The following is a 17,409-nucleotide window of genomic DNA, read 5'->3' as shown; positions in this document are numbered from 1 at the left end:
TCATGTCTGTCTTCACACGAGCATTCGACATGCTCAAATACGAGGGTGTTCGCTCGACCGCCTGGCGCGGGGCAAAGTGGTTCGATTCACGATCCAAACGCTTTTCAGAAAAGCCCTTAGCGCAGGTTTTCCCTCAGGACGTCATGGCAGTGGACTGGACTGTGCCTCGAAACTTTGTTGCGCAGCCACTGGTTTCTTCCTCTGGACGACCACAGCTGGCGTGGGTGATTTCTCCACCCGGCCGCTCCAGTGGTGGCCACATGAATGCCTACCGATTCATGAAGTATTTGGAAGATGCCGGTTACGACATCACGCTCTTCATTTATTCGGCTCTGAAATACCCCAAAGTTAGCCTGGCTGGGATTAAAGACATGCTTTCCCATAATGGCGGGTACCCACAGCTCAACGCGAAATACCAGATGTATGACCCTCAGGTGGGCATCACAGGTGACTTCGACGGCATCGTCGCCTCGGACTGGCCCACTGCGTATGCCGCATGGCGCTATCAACGTGATGTTCCGAGGCTTTACTGGGTCCAAGATTTTGAGCCATTCTTCTTCCCCGCCGGCCCTGATTACATCGTTGCGGAGAATTCCTACAAACTTGGCTACCAGGGAATTGCCTGTGGACCCTGGCTTGCGGGAAAGGTCACAGAAGCAGACGGAATGCCGTGTGCCTTCTATGACTATGAGGTTGACTCCTCCCGCTATACCCGCACGAATGACGCTCAACGCGATGAAGTGTTCTTCTACGCGCGTCCCACGACAGCTCGTCGTGGGACAGAGTTTGGACTTCTTGTCCTCGACGAACTTCATCGCAGACGTCCAGACATCGTGATCAACATCGCAGGCTGGGATATGTCCACAGCAGGACTGAATTTCCCATTCGTGAACCATGGAACACTTGATGTGTCGGAACTTCCTGCGCTGTACAACCGCTGCGCTTCAGCACTGCTCATTTCCCTCACCTCGGTGTCATTGTTGCCCTTGGAAGTGATGGCGTGCGGTGTTGTTCCTGTAGTCAATGACGCAGACAACACCAGAATTTCACTCCACAACAACCCCGGAATCGATTATGTAGCGCTTTCACCTAGACGTATGGCAGAGCACCTCATCGCCGCCGTTGACGCGCCCAACCAGGTCGAGCATTCGCGATCTATCGCCAAGTCCATGGAAGGCGGCAGCTGGGCAGGTCCTGGGGAAGTTGTGGTCAACATTTTCAACACGACACTAGGTATTAAGTAGCAATGCCCCTCGTTACTCCAGAGAGTAAGAAGACGGTTGATACAACCGTTTTCATCCCTACGTTCAATGGTGAGAAGTATCTTGATCGCTTGCTTCACGCCGTCGAGTCTCAAGACTTCGCTGGGAATTTTGAAATTCTCATCATTGACTCTGGTTCCAGTGACGCCACCCTCGACATCATCGGTACACATTCTGCAGTTCGCTTGGTGGAGATTCCTGGTTCAGAGTTTGGCCACGGCAAGACCCGTAATCTTGCTGCCAAACTGGCGCGTGGAACCAACATTGCGTATTTGAGTCACGATGCAATCCCGACCGATGTCAACTGGCTCACCAACATCACGGCTCCTCTTGATCCACAGGGCCTGAATTGTGTAGGAGTGGTGGGGAAACACATTGCGAGAGCTCACTGTTCACCCCTCCTGAAATATGAAATCGAGGGTGTGTTCAGGGCCTGCGGCCCTGATGGAGAAATCACGGTAATTGATGGGGCACTGTCGAAAACTCATGAACTCACATCTGGTGAATTGTTTTATTCAGATGTAAATTCTGCGACCCGTCGTGAATTCTTACTCACCACCATCCCGTATCGAGATGTGAACTTCAGCGAAGATATGGCCTTTGCCCGGGATCTCCTCGAGGCGGAATACCGCAAAGCATATTCAGCAACTGCAGTAGTCGAACACTCCAACGATGTGACATTCGCGGAATACGGCAAGCGCATCTTTGACGAGACTCTCGGCATGCGAAAAGTGGGCGAAGGCCGTCAGTCCTTGTCCTGGTTTCAAGCCAAAGTGCGCACGGTGCGAGATGTCCTTGTGTCCTCGGGGCGAATTATTCGCGACGAAGATTACAGCGTCTGGGCTAAAGCACATTGGCTTTTCGTGAATCCTGCCTATGCCTGGACAAAGTGGGTCAACATCCGTCGTGCTCTTAATGTGTCCCTCGACGACTATTCGCGTATTGCGAAGTATTCGCTTGAGGCTGCACGCGCCTAAATTTTGAGCACGAATTATCGGTGGTTGCTGGCAAAATCTGGGCATGGCTCAACAATCACCAATTGTTCCACTTCTCAACGAGGCATATCTTCGAAACGGCGATCTCCCCGTTGCCTTCATCGATGAGACCTCTAGATCCAAAGCTGAACACCCCGGTGAAAAGCAGTTTTACGTCATGACCGGCGTAGTGGTCCACCCCCAAGATTTTGAAGTTCTTCGGGAAGACTTAAGGGACATTGCGCAATCTGATTATTGGCACACAACAGATAATCTCTCCTCATCCTCCGGACGAAAGAAAGTTCTCGAAATGCTTCAGTATCTCGCCGATGGGGATGAAATTTCGATTATTTCTCACCTCGGAGATTCAGGATTTGGCGATGAAGATATCGAGGCAGCGCGTGAAACTACTTTGTTAAATCTCAGTCAATATTTGTTCAACGATTTGGGAATGAAACTAGCTGTACTCGAGAGGCGAAATCCGAAAGCCTTGGTCAACAGGGATGAACGAACCTTTGCACGTGCTAAGAGGTCTGGTGTTGTTCCTAGAAACACTCGAATGCTTCAGGTTTCTCCATCGACAGAGCGTCTTCTCTGGCTTCCAGATCTTGTAGCTTCTGCAATTAGGCAAGAACTAGCACGGGGTGATCACTCATATGTGAACCTTATCAAGGAGAAAGTGGTCTTTCTTGATGCGTCTAGGCTTAAAGAAAGCAACCCCTAACTGCCGCAGCATTTTCGTTAGGGGTCAGAATGATTGTCGGATTTTTCAGAGAATCAAACCTTTGCTTTCTTTAGATTACTTGAAATTTTTAGCAGTCTCAAGGTGTGCGTTAGATAAAAATGGCGGGGTCGACCCACGCCAAGCCATTGTCTTGAACATCTGGCATACCTGCCACGGCAACCATGCCGTTGCGGGGACGTGCTTCACCGGGGATACCGACCACGAGTGATTCTGCGGGAACGTCACGGACGACTACGGCGTTGGCACCGATAGCACTGTGGCGTCCCACGGTGAGGGGGCCCAAGATCTTGGCCCCTGCACCGATGGTGACGTTGTTCTCGATGGTGGGGTGGCGTTTACCCGGCTCGAGTGAACGGCCGCCCAGGGTGACGCCGTGGTAGAGCATGACATCGTCACCGATTTCGGCGGTTTCACCAATGACGACACCCATTCCGTGGTCAATGAAAAAGCGACGACCGATTGTTGCACCGGGGTGTATCTCCACACCGGTCCAAAAACGAGTCCACTGAGAGCCAACGCGTCCAAAGAACTTGAATCCGTGGGTCCAGAGCCAGTGGTTCCAGCGATATGCCCAGACGGCGTGCAAGCCAGATGCCACTACCCACGTCTCAAACGATGAGCGGGCAGCGGGGTCGTGTGATCGCGCATTGGCGATGTCTTCACGGATGTTGAGCATAAGAATTCAAGATTACCGGCATAAATTACTTTGGCCTCACCTGAAGTGTTCCAAGTGAGGCCAAAGTTTTATCCGCGTGGGGTGTTAGTCCTTGAAGGGATCCCAGAGTGCGGTGGAGACATAGCGCTCGCCATAGTCGCAAACGATTGCGACGATGAGCTTGCCGGCGTTCTCGGGACGGTTCGCAACCTCAATGGCTGCGTGGAAGATGGCGCCGGTCGAGATACCAGCGAGGATTCCCTCTTCAGCTGCGAGGCGACGAGCGGTCTCGATCGAGGTTTCGAAGTTGACGTCGATGACCTCGTCATAGACGGTGGTGTCCAGGACGGGGGGAACGAAGTTTGCACCAATGCCCTGGATCTTGTGGGGTCCAGGAGCGCCACCGTTGAGGATGGGGGACTCTTCGGGCTCGACAGCGATGATCTGGATGTTGGGGTTCAGTTCCTTGAGGCGCTGACCGGTTCCGGTGATGGTTCCACCGGTTCCCACACCGGCGAGGAAGATATCTACCTTGCCGTCAGTGTCTGCCCAGATTTCTTCCGCGGTGGTGGCGCGGTGAATGGCAGGGTTTGCTTCATTCTCGAACTGGCGGGCCAAGATGGCGCCGGGGGTGTTCGCCACGATCTCTTCTGCACGCGAGACAGCACCCCGCATACCTTCAGAACCAGGGGTCAGGACTACTTCAGCACCGTAGGCACGAACCAGCACACGACGCTCGATGCTCATGGTCTCAGGCATGGTCAAGATGACCTTGTAACCACGAGCTGCACCTACGAGAGCCAGAGCAATACCGGTGTTACCGGAGGTTCCCTCCACGATGGTTCCACCGGGCTTGAGCTCTCCAGACTTCTCAGCTGCGTCAATGATGGCCTTCCCGAGGCGGTCCTTGACGGAGTTGCCGGGGTTGTAAAACTCGAGCTTGGCATAGACCGTGGCGCCAGCGCCTTCGGTCATACGGTTGATGCGTACCAGCGGGGTGTTGCCGGTGACGTCAGTGATGTTGTCATACAGACGAGCCACGATGAACCTGTTTCTCTTGGGTGTTGTTTCAGAGTTTGAGTGGTACTAAAGCGTTCTTTGATTATGAATCACGTCAGCGTACCCCAGCTACTTCTGTTACGTTCAAAGACGTTATGTCTCACTCCTTACCAACTGATGACATTGCCCTGGCTGACTTTCGTCAGTGGGCAATGCAGTCGCTGACTGCCGCCGGAATTATCGAGTCAGACGTCGATGCGGAGCTCCTCATTGGCCACGTCATGGGCTGGAGTAGGGGAGAACTTGCCGCCAAGTTGGTCACCGGGTTCACGCTGCCCGGGGAAGCTGTCCTCACTATTCGTCAGTTGGTTGACCGCCGAGCTGAGCGCGAGCCGCTGCAGCATATTCTCGGCGTGGCCTGGTTCAGATCCCTGACGTTGTCTGTGGGGCCGGGAGTCTTTGTTCCCCGTCCTGAGACAGAGCAGCTGGCCGGAATGGCGATTGATGCTCTGCGCTCATTGGCTGAGCCTTCTCCGATTGGGGTGGATTTGGGCACCGGCTCGGGAGCTATCGCACTCGCAATGGCGTCTGAGGTTCCTCATGCAACGGTCTATGCCGTTGAGAAGAGCCCCGAAGCTCTGCCGTGGACAAGTAAGAACTTCTCCGCTCTGGGTGGCAACAATGCACATCTTGTTCCCGGTGACTTGGCCGGAGATGAGTTGCTGTCAACATTCCCTCACCTTGAAGGCGCTGTTGCCGTCATTGCCTCCAACCCGCCGTATATCCCGACCGATGCGATTCCACGCGATCCCGAAGTGCAATTGTTCGATCCTGCGTTGGCACTCTATGGAGGAGAGGATGGTCTCGATGTCGTGCGTCAGGTATCCAAAGCTGCGCTTGTGCTCGGCCGCCCCGGGGCGCAACTGATGTTGGAGCACGGTGAGATACAAGGCGCTGATATCCGAGCCATTTTGGATGCGGATGGATGGCGGGCTACCGCCACGCATCGCGACTTGACCGGGCGTGACCGCTACACAACCGCCACCCGCGCATAGACTTACACCCAGTCGAGGGAGAGTTCACTGTGGCCATATCACCGGATATAGCGGTGGCGATGTGCACCTATAACGGTGCGGAATACATCGTTGAACAGCTTGAAACAATGGCTGTCCAAACTTTGCTTCCTGCTCAGATCGTGGTCTCTGATGATGGCTCGACGGATGGAACGGTTGCACTTCTTAAACAAGCATGGGAACGACTGCATGTGCGCAGTCCTGAACTCGCGGGCGTGGAGTTCAGTGTGTTGGTGAATGCCGCACCTCTCGGGGTAACCCAGAACTTTGAACGCGCAATTTCTGCAACGACAAAAAAGTGGATATTCCTCGCCGACCAGGACGACGTGTGGTTTCCTAGTCGCCTGGAGAAAGAATCACAGAAACTACGCGACGGAGCGGGTTTTGTTTTCGGTGATGCGGAACTCATCAACTCCACCGGCGAGACCCTTGGTCATACGCTCTTTGAAGCGCTGGCGCTCAAAGAATCTGAGCGTTCTGGAATCGTGACCGATCCCCTAGCCGTGTTGATCAAACGCAACATTGTGACCGGTGCCACGGCAGCGTTCACTCGCGAAGTATTTAATGCCGCTACTCCCTTCCCCGACGGCTGGGTGCATGATGAATGGCTTGCCATGGTTGCCGCGCTCTCCAAAACACCCTTCGCCGTGACGGAGTCACTGATTGGCTATCGACAGCATGGGTCCAACCAGATTGGCGTGAAGAAGAACACGCTCCAGGCCAGAATGGCGAAGCTTCGCGCAGAAGGTGTGGAACGGAACGCGCGGCTCCTCAAGCGCATTACGTCATTGTCTGAACGCTCGTCAGATCTCACCTCATCGAAGCGTGATCTCGGGCGAATCTCCTCGGCGCTGGCCTTCCAAAAAGCCCGATCAGCTCTCCCGCGTCATCGCGCGATTCGCTGGGTCCCCGTGTTGGGTCAAGTGCTGACCGGGCGCTACTTCACCGTCAGCAATGGGCCTCGAGATGTATTGCGTGACATGGTTCAGCCACTCTAGGCATCTGTTCAGCAGCACACGCGTAAACTGACATACGTTATGTCTCGCATTTACGACTGCTCGGATAATTCCGAACTCCTCACCGGCATGCGCCTAGCCCGGCACGCCGTTGCGAAGGGGCAACTTGTCGTTATTCCCACAGACACTGTCTATGGCGTGGCAGCAAACGCGTTTAGCCCGGAAGCTGTGCAACTCCTTCTGGAGGCCAAGGGACGTGGCCGGCAGTCGCCGCCTCCGGTCTTGATGCCCAAAGCCGCCACTATGGATGGACTCGCCCAGAACATTCCAGATGCAGTTCGAACGCTCGCCGAGAAGTTCTGGCCAGGCGGTCTCACCATTATCTTGGAAGCTCAGCCCTCGCTTGCCTGGGATTTGGGTGACACTAACGGAACTGTTGCTGTTCGTGTTCCTGCCCACCCGGTCGCTCTCGAACTTCTGGCAGAGACTGGGCCCTTGGCTGTTTCTTCTGCCAATCTCACCGGACAGCCAGCTGCGGTGACCGCCGCAGGTGCACATGACCAACTCGGGGCACGTGTCGAGGTCTATCTCAATGGGGGAGAAGCTACTGAGGGGTTGGCGTCCACGATTATCGACGCCACGTCTTTCTCCCGGGGCGAGGGCGGCATTCGCATTCTTCGCGATGGCGTCGTGACGGCTACTCAATTGCGTGAGGTTCTCGGAGACGCACTCGAGCCTGCCACCGGAACTGTGGGCTAGCACCATGTTTATGCTTGCCCTGATGGCCTTGGCTGCGGCCATCGTGACCTTTGGTTTCTCATATTTAATTCGACGCCTGAGCCTCAAATACAAGCTGTATCCCAAGATTCGTGAGCGTGATGTTCACACCCGTCCGACTCCTCGTCTGGGCGGCGTTGCCATGTTCCTGGGCATCATTCTGACGCTGACTATAGCGAGTCAGATTCCGTTCTTTGCTGTTGTTTTTGCCCAGCCGGGACCCGTCTGGGCAATTGTAGGGGCCGCTTTCCTCATTGTCGTCGTCGGTGTGCTCGATGACTTGTGGGATTTGGACTGGACCATCAAACTTGCTGCTCAGCTGGGTGTTGCCAGCCTGGTCGCATGGCAGGGTGTGCAGATTCTGTCCTTGCCGATCGGCGGCATCACTGTTGGGTCTCCGACCCTGTCCTTCCTCATCACGGTTTTTGCCATCGTGTTGGTGATGAACGCGATGAACTTCATCGATGGCCTGGATGGTCTGGTGGCAGGTGTGGCCATCATTTCCAACGGCGTCTTCCTGATCTATAGCTACCTGCTGGCGCGAGAGACAAGTCCCTCCAACTACTTCAACATGGCCTCCCTGATCGCGGCACTCCTCGTCGGTGTGTGCGCGGGGTTCTTGCCCTTCAACTGGCACCGTGCACGGTTGTTCATGGGTGATGCGGGCTCCATGTTGGTGGGCCTCCTCATGGCCATTGCTGGTATCGCGGTCACGGGACAGATTGATCCTGGTCAAGTCAACCCTGAAGGCTTGGGCAAGTCTCAGCTGCTTCCGGCATTCCTGCCCATCATGCTGCCGTTTGTGATTCTGTTGTTACCGCTCGTTGACTTCTCGCTGGCCGTGCTGCGACGCGTGAGTGCGGGCAAGTCTCCGTTCACCGCAGACCGTAAGCACTTGCATCACCGACTTCTGGATATGGGGCACTCACACCTCCAAGCAGTGCTGATTCTCTACAGCTGGACTGCGGTGGTGTCGATTGGCTTCCTGTTGTTCTTCATCGTGAAGCCGTACGCCATCGCTATTGTCTTCCTCGTAATCGGCACCATTGTGAGCTCAGTGCTGACAGTCCTCCCTCTGACGCGACGCCAAAGGGCCGAGAAAGTGATTCAGTCACTCAAGAACGATGCGGTGTTGGCCGAGTTTGACCCACTCGACGCCGCCAGTAATAAGTTCCAAGATGACCTCCCCGTCCCTGCCGAAGAAGTGATTGCCGGGGCGACCGGACAAATAGATTTAGGGGGAGTGATCACGCGCGGAACTTCCTCCACCGGATCCCCCACTTTTGCTGATGAGAAAGTAACCAATGACTGAGTCCACTCCTGTTACACCCCGAGCAGTGCCGAGTTCTGTTCCTGTGCTGCGTCGAACCCTGGCTTATGGCTTTGCCTTTGCCGGAGCTATTGCACTGGTCGGGGGAATCCTAGGACTGGTTGTTGCTGGACCCACAGCCGCATGGAGTGCAGTCATTGGGGCTGTCATGTCGGGCTTATTCCTGGGCATCACAGCGCTCAGCATTCTGATTGCTGTGCGCTACGACATCGTGGCGTTCTTCGCCATTGTGTTGGGAGCCTGGCTGCTGAAGTTCATCGCGTTTATCGTGGTGGCTCTCTCGCTACGTGACCAGTCCTGGATCAACCCCACGGCTCTCTTCCTTGCGCTCATTGCCGGCGTGATTTCTTCGCTCGTGGTGGATGTGGTTGTCGTGATGAAGACCCGCATGCCCTACATTTCCGACCCCAAAAACTAAGCGTGATTTGGCGGGTAACCTCCGCGGAATCTGACAAAGCCCAGACGCTGTCTGGGCTTTCGTCGTTCCGCTCCAGCGCTGGGTTGCCAGAGTATTCATTCCGCTGACCGGTAATGCTGTTTCGGATTGGGTCAGCGGCTAATTTTGCCTGTAAAGTCTTGAGTAATCCCTTGCACCATGTGCGGATCAATAAGTCACGTTTCGACAACGAAGCCAAACGAGATTGAGCTGCTGGGGGATCCGCATGTTCGTCGTCGCGAGAGCAGAAGCTCCACGCCCCGAAACAGGAGATAGCGCTGCTAGTAAACGCTGTAACCAAGCTCTTCGCTTCCGCTGAGGACGCTCCGAGCTTTCACGGGCCGTCGATCTACGAATTCTTCCCGCCGGTCATCTTCTTCGAAGGCACTCCCTTCGAGATCAACCGAATCATCATCATTCGGTTCATCATGGCTGCGATACTTATCACGCTCTTTGCTGTGGCAACCCGTCGCCTCAAGCTTGTTCCGACCAAGGGACAGTCGCTGGCTGAAATGGCTCTCGATGTTGTTCGTGTGAACATTGCCGAGGACCTGCTGGGTAAGAAGGATGGCAAGCGCTTCCTTCCCCTGCTCACCGGTATCTTCTTCACCGTCCTCGCGATGAACATTCCAGGTATCGTTCCTGGTTTCAACATTGCAGGTACGTCAACCATCGGTATGCCTCTGGTGTTGGCCGTGGTTGCATATGTCGCCTTCGTTTACGCAGGTTTGAAGAAGCACCCCTTGACATTCCTCAAGGCTTCGCTCTTCCCACCCGGTGTGCCCTGGCCTATCTACATCATCGTGACGCCGATTGAGTTCTTCTCGATCTTCATCCTGCGTCCCATCACGCTGGCTCTTCGTCTTCTCATGAACATGGTCGCTGGTCACCTCCTGTTGGTGCTGACCTTCTCGGCAACCTGGTTCTTCTTCTTCGAGATGGAAGGCTTCTGGAAAGTCTTCGGTATCGGAACGTTTGCCTTCGGCTTCATCTTCACTCTCTTTGAGATGTTGGTAGCCGTTCTTCAGGCATACGTATTCACCCTGCTTACAACGGTCTACATCCAGCTCGCGCTGGCTGAGGAACACTAACGGCTGAAGCATCCGCTTCAGACGACAACACGGAAGGAAACACTCGTGGACGCAACATCGGTTCTCGCCGAAATCAACGGCAACATTGCCACCGTTGGCTACGGTCTCGCAGCCATTGGCCCCGCTATCGGCGTAGGTATCGTCGTCGGCAAGACCATCGAGTCGGTTGCACGCCAGCCTGAACTCGCTGGTCGTCTCCAGGTTCTGATGTACCTGGGTATCGCATTTACCGAGGCTCTGGCCTTCATCGGTATCGCTACCTACTTCATCTTCACCAACTAGTCACATTCCGCTCTTTCGACACGGAGACATCATGCTTCAGGCACTTATCGTTGCAGCAACAGAAGAGACACCAAACCCTCTTCTGCCTGCGACGTACGACCTCGTATGGTCGGCGATCATTTTCGCCGTCATCCTCATCTTCTTCTGGAAGAAGATTCTGCCCAACGTCTCGGCCATGCTCGAGGCACGCAGTGCTGCCATCGAAGGCAACATTGAAAAGGCAGATGCTGCTCAGAAGGAAGCTGAAGAGGCGCTGGCCAAGTACACCGCTCAGCTTGCTGAAGCACGTGCCGAAGCCGGCAAGATCCGCGACGCTGCGCGTGCAGACGGCGCCAAGATCGTGACTGAGGCAAAGGACGTCGCGTCAACCGAGGCAGCCCGCATCACTGCGACTGCTAAGACTCAGATCGAAGCAGAGCGCCAGTCGGCACTCGTTTCGCTCAAGAGTGAGGTTGGCACGCTCGCTATCGACCTAGCATCGGGCGTTATCGGTGAAGCCCTCACCGATGACAAGAAGTCCAAGGCTTTGGTTGACCGCTTCCTGGCAGACCTCGACGCATCGGAGAAGGCAGCTAAGTAATGGGCAGCGCAAGCAGACACTCCATCGAAAGCTCCAAGGCAGCACTTGCTGCGTTGGGCACTAAGGCAAACCTGGCATTGGGCGAACAGCTCTTTGCTGCTGGTCGCGCCTTCGCCGAGTCTGCACAGTTGCGCGCCGTACTGGCTGACCCTGCCGTCGCTGACGCTGACAAGTCTTCCCTTCTGGGCAAGGTTTTCGGCAAGGGACTCGATGCAACCGCATCGAAGCTGCTAAGACAGATCGTCTCCACCCGCTGGTCGAGCCAGGATGACCTGCTCGCCGGCGTCGAAGAAATTGCTATACGCGCTTCTGTTTCGGGTGCCAAGAAAACTGAAGCTGTAGACGCTGAGCTGTTCGCGTTCTCTCGTGCCGTGTCGAGCGACGCAGAACTCGAGCTCAGCCTCGGCTCCAAGCTGGGTAACCCCGAGGCAAAGGCAGCTGTTGTTGTCGCTTTGCTCCAGGGCAAAGCATCTGCAGCCACGATTGCTATCGTGTCTGCCCTCGTGCAGCAGCCCCGTGGTCGCCGTATTGGCGCCCTGCTCTCCTACGCAGCAGACATTGTTGCGGATCAGGCAGGCGCGTCGATCGCAACCGTCACCAGCGCACAGCCCATCGCTGCAGCGCAGCTCACCAGCCTGGGCACGTCCCTCGCGAAGGTCTACGGACGCGAGCTCAACATCAACCTCGTCATTGACCCTGCGATTATCGGTGGCCTGCGTGTGCAGGTCGGCGATGACGTCATCGATGGCTCCGTTTCGTCCCGTATTCAAGAACTGCGACTCCAGCTCGCTGGATAGCCGGTAAGACTTACCACCACCCCTTCAGTCACCTGACTGAATCAGACAAGGAAAACACAATGGCAGAACTAACGATCAGCCCCAACGAGATCCGCGACGCTCTCAAGGACTTCGTTTCTTCCTACAAGCCCACCAAGGCTTCGAAGACCGAAGTAGGCCACGTCATCGACGCAGCCGACGGTATCGCACACGTTGAAGGCCTGCCCGGTGTGATGGCTAACGAGCTCATCCGCTTCGCAGATGGAACCCTCGGCCTGGCCCTGAACCTCGATGAGAACGAGATCGGTGTTGTTGTCCTCGGTGAGTTCACCGGCATCGTCGAAGGTATGGAAGTAACCCGTACCGGTGAAGTTCTCTCTGTCCCTGTTGGTGAAGGCTACCTCGGTCGCGTGGTTGACCCTCTGGGTAACCCCATCGATGGTCTCGGTGACATCAAGAAGCTCGAAGGTCGTCGTGCACTCGAACTCCAGGCTCCTGGCGTCATGCAGCGTAAGTCGGTTCACGAGCCCATGCAGACCGGTATCAAGGCTATTGACGCCATGATCCCCGTGGGTCGTGGACAGCGTCAGCTCATCATTGGTGACCGTCAGACCGGTAAGACCGCGATCGCGATCGACACCATCATCAACCAGAAGGCGAACTGGGAGTCCGGCGACACCAACAAGCAGGTTCGCTGCATCTACGTTGCAATCGGCCAGAAGGGTTCGACCATTGCTGCTGTGAAGGGCGCACTGGAAGACGCTGGCGCAATGGAGTACACCACCATCGTGGCTGCTCCTGCATCTGACCCCGCAGGTTTCAAGTACCTCGCTCCCTACACCGGTTCTGCCATTGGCCAGCACTGGATGTACGGCGGCAAGCACGTCCTCATCATTTTCGATGACCTCTCCAAGCAGGCTGAGGCCTACCGTGCCGTCTCCCTGCTGCTTCGCCGTCCACCAGGACGTGAGGCATACCCCGGTGACGTCTTCTACTTACACTCCCGTCTGCTGGAGCGTTGTGCAAAGCTCTCCGACGAGCTCGGTGCAGGTTCGATGACCGGTCTTCCCATCATCGAGACCAAGGCCAACGACGTCTCGGCCTACATCCCCACCAACGTGATCTCGATCACCGATGGCCAGATCTTCCTCCAGTCCGACCTGTTCAACGCTAACCAGCGTCCCGCAGTAGACGTAGGTATCTCGGTTTCGCGTGTGGGTGGTGACGCTCAGGTCAAGTCGATCAAGAAGGTCTCCGGTACATTGAAGCTCGAACTGGCTCAGTACCGTTCGCTCGAGGCATTCGCGATGTTCGCCTCCGACCTCGACGCAGCAAGCCGTCGTCAGTTGGCACGTGGTGCTCGTCTGACCGAGCTGCTCAAGCAGCCTCAGTACACCCCGTATCCCGTCGAGGACCAGGTTGTCTCGATCTGGGCTGGTACCACCGGCAAGCTCGATGAGGTTCCTGTTGAGGACATCCTGCGCTTTGAGCGTGAGTTCCTGGACTACCTGGGCCGCAAGACCAAGGTTCTGGCTACCCTGCGCGACACCAACGTGCTCGATGACAAGACCGTGGAGACCCTCGAGAAGTCCGTAGTGGACTTCAAGAAGGAATTCCAGGCTGGTGACGGTAGCTCGCTCGCATCTGTTGGCTCTGAGGAATTCACTGCCATCGACGAAGCAGATGTCAACCAGGAAAAGATCGTCAAGAAAAAGCGCTAAGCGCCCTTTACTGACATCAACCACCTTTTAGAGAAACCACAGGAGAGACATGGGAGCGCAACTTCGGGTCTATAGGCAGAAAATTCGTTCTGCCCAGACGACCAAGAAGATCACGCGTGCAATGGAGCTGATCTCTGCCTCGCGCATTCAAAAAGCGCAGGCTCGTGTTCAGCAGTCCACGCCCTACTCGCGTGCCATTACTCGTGCCGTCTCGGCTGTTGCCACGTACACCAACGTGTCACACATCCTGACGACCGAGCCAGAAAAGATTCAGCGCGCAGCAGTTGTGATCATGACCTCTGACCGTGGTCTTGCTGGTGCATTCAGCTCGCAGGCACTGCGTGAAGCAGAGCAGCTCGCAGAGTTGCTTCGCTCACAGGGCAAGGAAGTTGTCTACTTCCTGGTCGGCCGTAAGGCAAACGCCTACTTCTCCTTCCGCCAGCGTCCCGCTGAGCGTGTCTGGACCGGCGGCACCGACCAGCCCGTCTTCGAAACCGCGCAGGAAATCGCTGCCGCAGTTCTCGAAAGCTTCCTGCGCGACTACGCAGACGGTGGTGTGGACGAGATTCACGTTGTCTACAACCGCTTCGTCTCGATGGTTTCTCAGGTCCCCACCGTCGTGCGCATGCTTCCCTTGGAAGTTGTCGAAGGTGTGGACGCTCCCGGTGAAGACGACGTTCTTCCCCTTTACGAGTTCGAACCCGAAGCTGACAAGGTTTTGGATGCACTGCTTCCCGTCTACATCGAGAGCCGCATCTACAACGCCATGCTTCAGTCGGCAGCGTCCGAGCACGCGAGCCGTCAGCGCGCAATGAAGTCTGCAAGCGACAACGCAGACAAGCTCATCCGCGACTACACACGTCTGGCGAACAACGCTCGCCAGTCCGAGATCACGCAGCAAATTTCCGAAATTGTTGGTGGCGCCGACGCCCTGTCGACCGCCAAGTAATAAGACTTTCCAAACCCGGTAAGAGAGAAGAAGAGCAATGGCAGCAGCACCAGCTACTAAGGCTAAGACCCCCGCAAAGGCAGCGCCCGCTAAAAAGGCAGCAGCCCCGAAGGTAACCAAGGCCTCGACCGCAGTCGGTCGTATCGCCCGCGTTAACGGTCCCGTCGTCGACATCGAGTTCCCCCACGACTCGATCCCCGGCATCTATAACGCCCTGGAGACCTCGGTCGTCCTCGGCAGCGAGACCACCAAGCTGGTCCTCGAGGTTGCACAGCACCTCGGTGACGACCTGGTTCGCGCTATTGCCCTCAAGCCCACCGATGGTCTGGTTCGTGGCCAGGAAGTCACCGACACCGGTGCTCCAATCTCCGTTCCTGTCGGTGACGTCACCAAGGGTAAGGTTTTCAACGTTACCGGCGACATCCTCAACGGCAAGCCCGGTGAGAAGTTCGACATTTCTGAGCGCTGGCCCATCCACCGCACCCCACCACCCTTCGACCAGCTCGAGTCCAAGACTCAGCTGTTCGAAACTGGTATCAAGGTCATCGACCTCCTGACCCCCTACGTTCAGGGTGGAAAGATTGGTCTCTTCGGTGGTGCCGGTGTGGGTAAGACCGTTCTGATTCAGGAAATGATTCAGCGTGTAGCTCAGGACCACGGTGGTGTATCGGTATTCGCCGGTGTGGGTGAGCGTACCCGTGAAGGTAACGACCTTATCCACGAAATGGAAGAAGCAGGCGTCTTCGACAAGACCGCCCTTGTCTTCGGCCAGATGGATGAGCCACCCGGAACCCGTCTTCGTGTAGCACTGTCAGCTCTGACCATGGCGGAATACTTCCGTGACGTTCAGAAGCAGGACGTTCTGCTCTTCATTGACAACATCTTCCGTTTCACCCAGGCAGGTTCTGAGGTGTCGACCCTTCTCGGTCGTATGCCGTCTGCCGTGGGTTACCAGCCCAACCTGGCTGACGAAATGGGTATCCTCCAGGAGCGCATTACCTCGACTCGTGGTCACTCGATTACGTCGCTGCAGGCCATCTACGTTCCTGCGGATGACTACACCGACCCCGCTCCGGCGACCACCTTCGCTCACCTTGACGCAACCACCGAGCTTTCTCGTGAAATTGCATCGAAGGGTCTCTACCCTGCGGTTGACCCCCTCACCTCGACTTCGCGCATCATGGACCCTCGCTACTTAGGTGAAGACCACTACCGCGTTGCGACCACCGTCAAGGCGATTCTGCAGAAGAACAAGGAACTCCAGGAAATCATCGCGATTCTCGGTGTTGACGAGCTCTCTGAAGAAGACAAGATTACTGTGTCGCGCGCACGTCGCATCCAGCAGTTCCTGTCTCAGAACACCTACATGGCGAAGAAGTTCACCGGCGTGGAAGGTTCGACCGTTCCTCTCAAGGACACCATCGAATCCTTCGACGCAATTGCAAAGGGTGAATTCGACCACGTCGCTGAGCAGGCCTTCTTCAACGTAGGTGCTATCTCCGACGTTGAAGAGCAGTGGGCAAAGATCCAGAAGGAAAACGGCTAATTATGGCTGCTTTGCTTCAGGTCAGCGTCGTAGCTGCCGACCAAGAAGTATGGTCTGGCACAGCCTCTATGGTTGTAGCCAAGACCAGCGAAGGTGAGATCGGTATTCTCCCCGGTCACGAACCCATGCTGGCGATTCTCGCCGGTGGTGACGTTCGTGTGACCGCAGAAGACGGTTCCAAGATCACGGCAAATGCTGCCGGTGGTTTCCTCTCGGTGGAGAACAACAACGTCTCTGTTGTTGCTTCCGCCGCAGAATTGGTCGCCTAGCCAACACAAGCGCTGATGCCCGCGGTTGAAGAGTTCCTCTTCCTGCGGGCGTTTGCACTTAACGGCTCCGCCTCTAAGGACATTCCGTGCTGATTTTGTTGCCACCTTCGGAAACCAAGCGTGACGGGGGAGAAGGTGCACCTCTGGAGCAACTCCTCGCGGAGTCAGCTCTGACCTTCCCCGAACTGAACGCGATTCGCAAGCGTGTGGTCGCTGCGGTGGTGTCCTTGGCGCGAAAGCCAAAAGAGTGCGCAGAAGCACTGAAGCTCAGCCCCAAGCAAATGGGCGAGGTTGACCGCAATAAAGCGGTCAAGACCTCACCCACCATGCCGGCCATTGATCGCTATACCGGCGTGCTCTACGACGGCCTAGCCGCTATGAACCTCGACGCTTCTGCACGGGGCTTTCTGGAACACCATGTCATGATCCAGTCAGCGCTGCTGGGGCCCGTGGGGGCGATGGACTTGATTCCTTCCTATCGCCTCAGTTTCGATTCCAAACTTACCTCGCTGGCGGCAGGAACCCTCAAGAAAGCCTGGGCCGAAGCCGGCGAAAAGTCACTTGCGAAGAGGCTCACGGCTAAGCCACAACTTGTTCTCGATCTCCGTTCGGAGGGCTATTCGGCACTCGCGCCGCTGTCACCCGCGGAGAACACGGTGTATCTCCGCGTGGTGACCAAGGGAGAGAATGGTCAACTTCGAGCGCTAAACCACTTCAATAAGAAGGGCAAAGGCGAGTTTGTTCGTGCCCTGGCAAAAGACGCTTCCGTTACAGCCGGTATCGCGACGGTAGAGGAACTTATCGCCTGGGGTGCGACGAAGAACGTGATTCTTGAACGAGGTGTTGACGCTACTGCTGAGTGGCCGGCAGAACTCAATCTGGTCGTCTTTGGGGTGGTTCAGAAGCTCTGTTGATGCAGAGCTCACTGTCAGTGGGTGCTGGCAACTTTGTATGTGGAGGGGATCCATCGAACAGATCTATCCGACAA

Annotated in this window: 19 protein-coding genes; 17 read left to right on the top strand and 2 right to left on the bottom strand. The window is 56.0% G+C overall.

Annotation, left to right across the window (positions count from 1 at the left end):
* Positions 1-2: 2 nt before the first annotated feature.
* Genes M2119_RS08045 through M2119_RS08035 form a run of 3 tightly spaced genes read left to right on the top strand, consistent with a single transcriptional unit; the run spans position 3 to position 2,960 of the window.
* Complete coding sequence (locus M2119_RS08045) at positions 3-1,244, top strand: glycosyltransferase family 1 protein (RefSeq protein WP_280804410.1); 1,242 nt, start codon at positions 3-5, stop codon at positions 1,242-1,244.
* A gap of 2 nt (positions 1,245-1,246) precedes the next feature.
* Positions 1,247-2,239, top strand: a complete 993-nt coding sequence (locus M2119_RS08040) for a glycosyltransferase family 2 protein (protein WP_280804409.1) — start codon at positions 1,247-1,249, stop codon at positions 2,237-2,239.
* A 43-nt stretch (positions 2,240-2,282) separates the two neighbouring features.
* Entirely contained in the window at positions 2,283-2,960 is a 678-nt protein-coding gene (locus M2119_RS08035; protein ID WP_280804408.1) for a hypothetical protein, read from the top strand.
* Positions 2,961-3,069: 109 nt separating this feature from the next.
* Here the strand turns inward: M2119_RS08035 and epsC are convergent, their stop codons facing one another.
* Both epsC and cysK read right to left on the bottom strand, forming a co-directional pair.
* The gene (gene epsC, locus M2119_RS08030; RefSeq protein WP_280804407.1) at positions 3,070-3,657 is read right to left on the bottom strand and encodes a serine O-acetyltransferase EpsC; all 588 of its coding nucleotides are present in this window, start codon (positions 3,655-3,657) and stop codon (positions 3,070-3,072) included.
* Between the two features lie 84 nt (positions 3,658-3,741).
* Positions 3,742-4,677 carry a cysteine synthase A gene (cysK, locus tag M2119_RS08025; RefSeq protein WP_280804406.1) on the bottom strand — a complete coding sequence of 312 codons (936 nt, stop codon included), beginning with the start codon at positions 4,675-4,677 and terminating at the stop codon, positions 3,742-3,744.
* Between the two features lie 113 nt (positions 4,678-4,790).
* Here cysK and prmC point away from each other — a divergent pair, with 113 nt between their 5' ends.
* The 14 genes from prmC to M2119_RS07955 all read left to right on the top strand — a co-directional run bounded on the left by prmC (position 4,791) and on the right by M2119_RS07955 (position 17,335).
* Entirely contained in the window at positions 4,791-5,690 is a 900-nt protein-coding gene (gene prmC, locus M2119_RS08020) for a peptide chain release factor N(5)-glutamine methyltransferase (RefSeq protein ID WP_280804404.1), read from the top strand.
* Positions 5,691-5,719: 29 nt separating this feature from the next.
* Complete coding sequence (locus tag M2119_RS08015) at positions 5,720-6,706, top strand: glycosyltransferase (protein WP_280804403.1); 987 nt, start codon at positions 5,720-5,722, stop codon at positions 6,704-6,706.
* A gap of 39 nt (positions 6,707-6,745) precedes the next feature.
* Entirely contained in the window at positions 6,746-7,423 is a 678-nt protein-coding gene (locus M2119_RS08010; protein ID WP_280804402.1) for an L-threonylcarbamoyladenylate synthase, read from the top strand.
* Positions 7,424-7,427: 4 nt separating this feature from the next.
* Complete coding sequence (locus M2119_RS08005) at positions 7,428-8,753, top strand: MraY family glycosyltransferase (protein ID WP_280804401.1); 1,326 nt, start codon at positions 7,428-7,430, stop codon at positions 8,751-8,753.
* Positions 8,746-9,189, top strand: a complete 444-nt coding sequence (locus M2119_RS08000) for a hypothetical protein (RefSeq protein WP_280804400.1) — start codon at positions 8,746-8,748, stop codon at positions 9,187-9,189. The genes M2119_RS08005 and M2119_RS08000 overlap by 8 nt, the downstream gene beginning before the upstream one ends.
* 290 nt (positions 9,190-9,479) lie before the next feature.
* Positions 9,480-10,298: a F0F1 ATP synthase subunit A gene (gene atpB, locus M2119_RS07995; RefSeq protein WP_280804482.1), complete on the top strand. Its 819-nt coding sequence runs from the start codon at positions 9,480-9,482 to the stop codon at positions 10,296-10,298.
* Between the two features lie 45 nt (positions 10,299-10,343).
* Complete coding sequence (gene atpE / locus M2119_RS07990; protein WP_096380363.1) at positions 10,344-10,580, top strand: ATP synthase F0 subunit C; 237 nt, start codon at positions 10,344-10,346, stop codon at positions 10,578-10,580.
* 31 nt (positions 10,581-10,611) lie between these two features.
* On the top strand, positions 10,612-11,160 hold the full coding sequence (locus M2119_RS07985; protein WP_280804399.1) for a F0F1 ATP synthase subunit B: 549 nt from the start codon (positions 10,612-10,614) through the stop codon (positions 11,158-11,160).
* Complete coding sequence (locus M2119_RS07980; RefSeq protein WP_280804398.1) at positions 11,160-11,957, top strand: F0F1 ATP synthase subunit delta; 798 nt, start codon at positions 11,160-11,162, stop codon at positions 11,955-11,957. The genes M2119_RS07985 and M2119_RS07980 overlap by 1 nt, the downstream gene beginning before the upstream one ends.
* Positions 11,958-12,016: 59 nt before the next feature.
* Positions 12,017-13,657 carry a F0F1 ATP synthase subunit alpha gene (gene atpA, locus M2119_RS07975; RefSeq protein WP_280804397.1) on the top strand — a complete coding sequence of 547 codons (1,641 nt, stop codon included), beginning with the start codon at positions 12,017-12,019 and terminating at the stop codon, positions 13,655-13,657.
* Positions 13,658-13,706: 49 nt separating this feature from the next.
* Positions 13,707-14,606, top strand: a complete 900-nt coding sequence (locus tag M2119_RS07970; RefSeq protein WP_280804396.1) for a F0F1 ATP synthase subunit gamma — start codon at positions 13,707-13,709, stop codon at positions 14,604-14,606.
* Between the two features lie 37 nt (positions 14,607-14,643).
* The gene (gene atpD / locus M2119_RS07965) at positions 14,644-16,152 is read left to right on the top strand and encodes a F0F1 ATP synthase subunit beta (protein WP_280804395.1); all 1,509 of its coding nucleotides are present in this window, start codon (positions 14,644-14,646) and stop codon (positions 16,150-16,152) included.
* A gap of 2 nt (positions 16,153-16,154) precedes the next feature.
* The gene (locus M2119_RS07960; RefSeq protein WP_280804394.1) at positions 16,155-16,421 is read left to right on the top strand and encodes a F0F1 ATP synthase subunit epsilon; all 267 of its coding nucleotides are present in this window, start codon (positions 16,155-16,157) and stop codon (positions 16,419-16,421) included.
* An 86-nt stretch (positions 16,422-16,507) separates the two neighbouring features.
* Positions 16,508-17,335, top strand: coding sequence for a YaaA family protein (locus M2119_RS07955; protein ID WP_280804393.1), 828 nt, complete (start codon positions 16,508-16,510; stop codon positions 17,333-17,335).
* The last annotated feature ends 74 nt before the right edge of the window (positions 17,336-17,409 follow it).

The sequence above is a fragment of the Aurantimicrobium minutum genome, assembly GCF_029894165.1.
In the GTDB taxonomy this organism is placed as follows: domain Bacteria; phylum Actinomycetota; class Actinomycetes; order Actinomycetales; family Microbacteriaceae; genus Aurantimicrobium; species Aurantimicrobium minutum_A.
This window is presented reverse-complemented; position numbering and strand designations above follow the sequence as displayed.

Coding starts and splice junctions, on each gene's coding strand:
- M2119_RS08045 (WP_280804410.1), top strand. CDS start 3: ATGTCTGTCTTCACACGAGCATTCGACATGCTCAAATACGAGGGTGTT.
- M2119_RS08040 (WP_280804409.1), top strand. CDS start 1,247: ATGCCCCTCGTTACTCCAGAGAGTAAGAAGACGGTTGATACAACCGTT.
- M2119_RS08035 (WP_280804408.1), top strand. CDS start 2,283: ATGGCTCAACAATCACCAATTGTTCCACTTCTCAACGAGGCATATCTT.
- epsC (WP_280804407.1), bottom strand. CDS start 3,657: ATGCTCAACATCCGTGAAGACATCGCCAATGCGCGATCACACGACCCC.
- prmC (WP_280804404.1), top strand. CDS start 4,791: ATGTCTCACTCCTTACCAACTGATGACATTGCCCTGGCTGACTTTCGT.
- M2119_RS08010 (WP_280804402.1), top strand. CDS start 6,746: ATGTCTCGCATTTACGACTGCTCGGATAATTCCGAACTCCTCACCGGC.
- M2119_RS08005 (WP_280804401.1), top strand. CDS start 7,428: ATGTTTATGCTTGCCCTGATGGCCTTGGCTGCGGCCATCGTGACCTTT.
- M2119_RS08000 (WP_280804400.1), top strand. CDS start 8,746: ATGACTGAGTCCACTCCTGTTACACCCCGAGCAGTGCCGAGTTCTGTT.
- M2119_RS07985 (WP_280804399.1), top strand. CDS start 10,612: ATGCTTCAGGCACTTATCGTTGCAGCAACAGAAGAGACACCAAACCCT.
- M2119_RS07980 (WP_280804398.1), top strand. CDS start 11,160: ATGGGCAGCGCAAGCAGACACTCCATCGAAAGCTCCAAGGCAGCACTT.
- atpA (WP_280804397.1), top strand. CDS start 12,017: ATGGCAGAACTAACGATCAGCCCCAACGAGATCCGCGACGCTCTCAAG.
- M2119_RS07970 (WP_280804396.1), top strand. CDS start 13,707: ATGGGAGCGCAACTTCGGGTCTATAGGCAGAAAATTCGTTCTGCCCAG.
- atpD (WP_280804395.1), top strand. CDS start 14,644: ATGGCAGCAGCACCAGCTACTAAGGCTAAGACCCCCGCAAAGGCAGCG.
- M2119_RS07960 (WP_280804394.1), top strand. CDS start 16,155: ATGGCTGCTTTGCTTCAGGTCAGCGTCGTAGCTGCCGACCAAGAAGTA.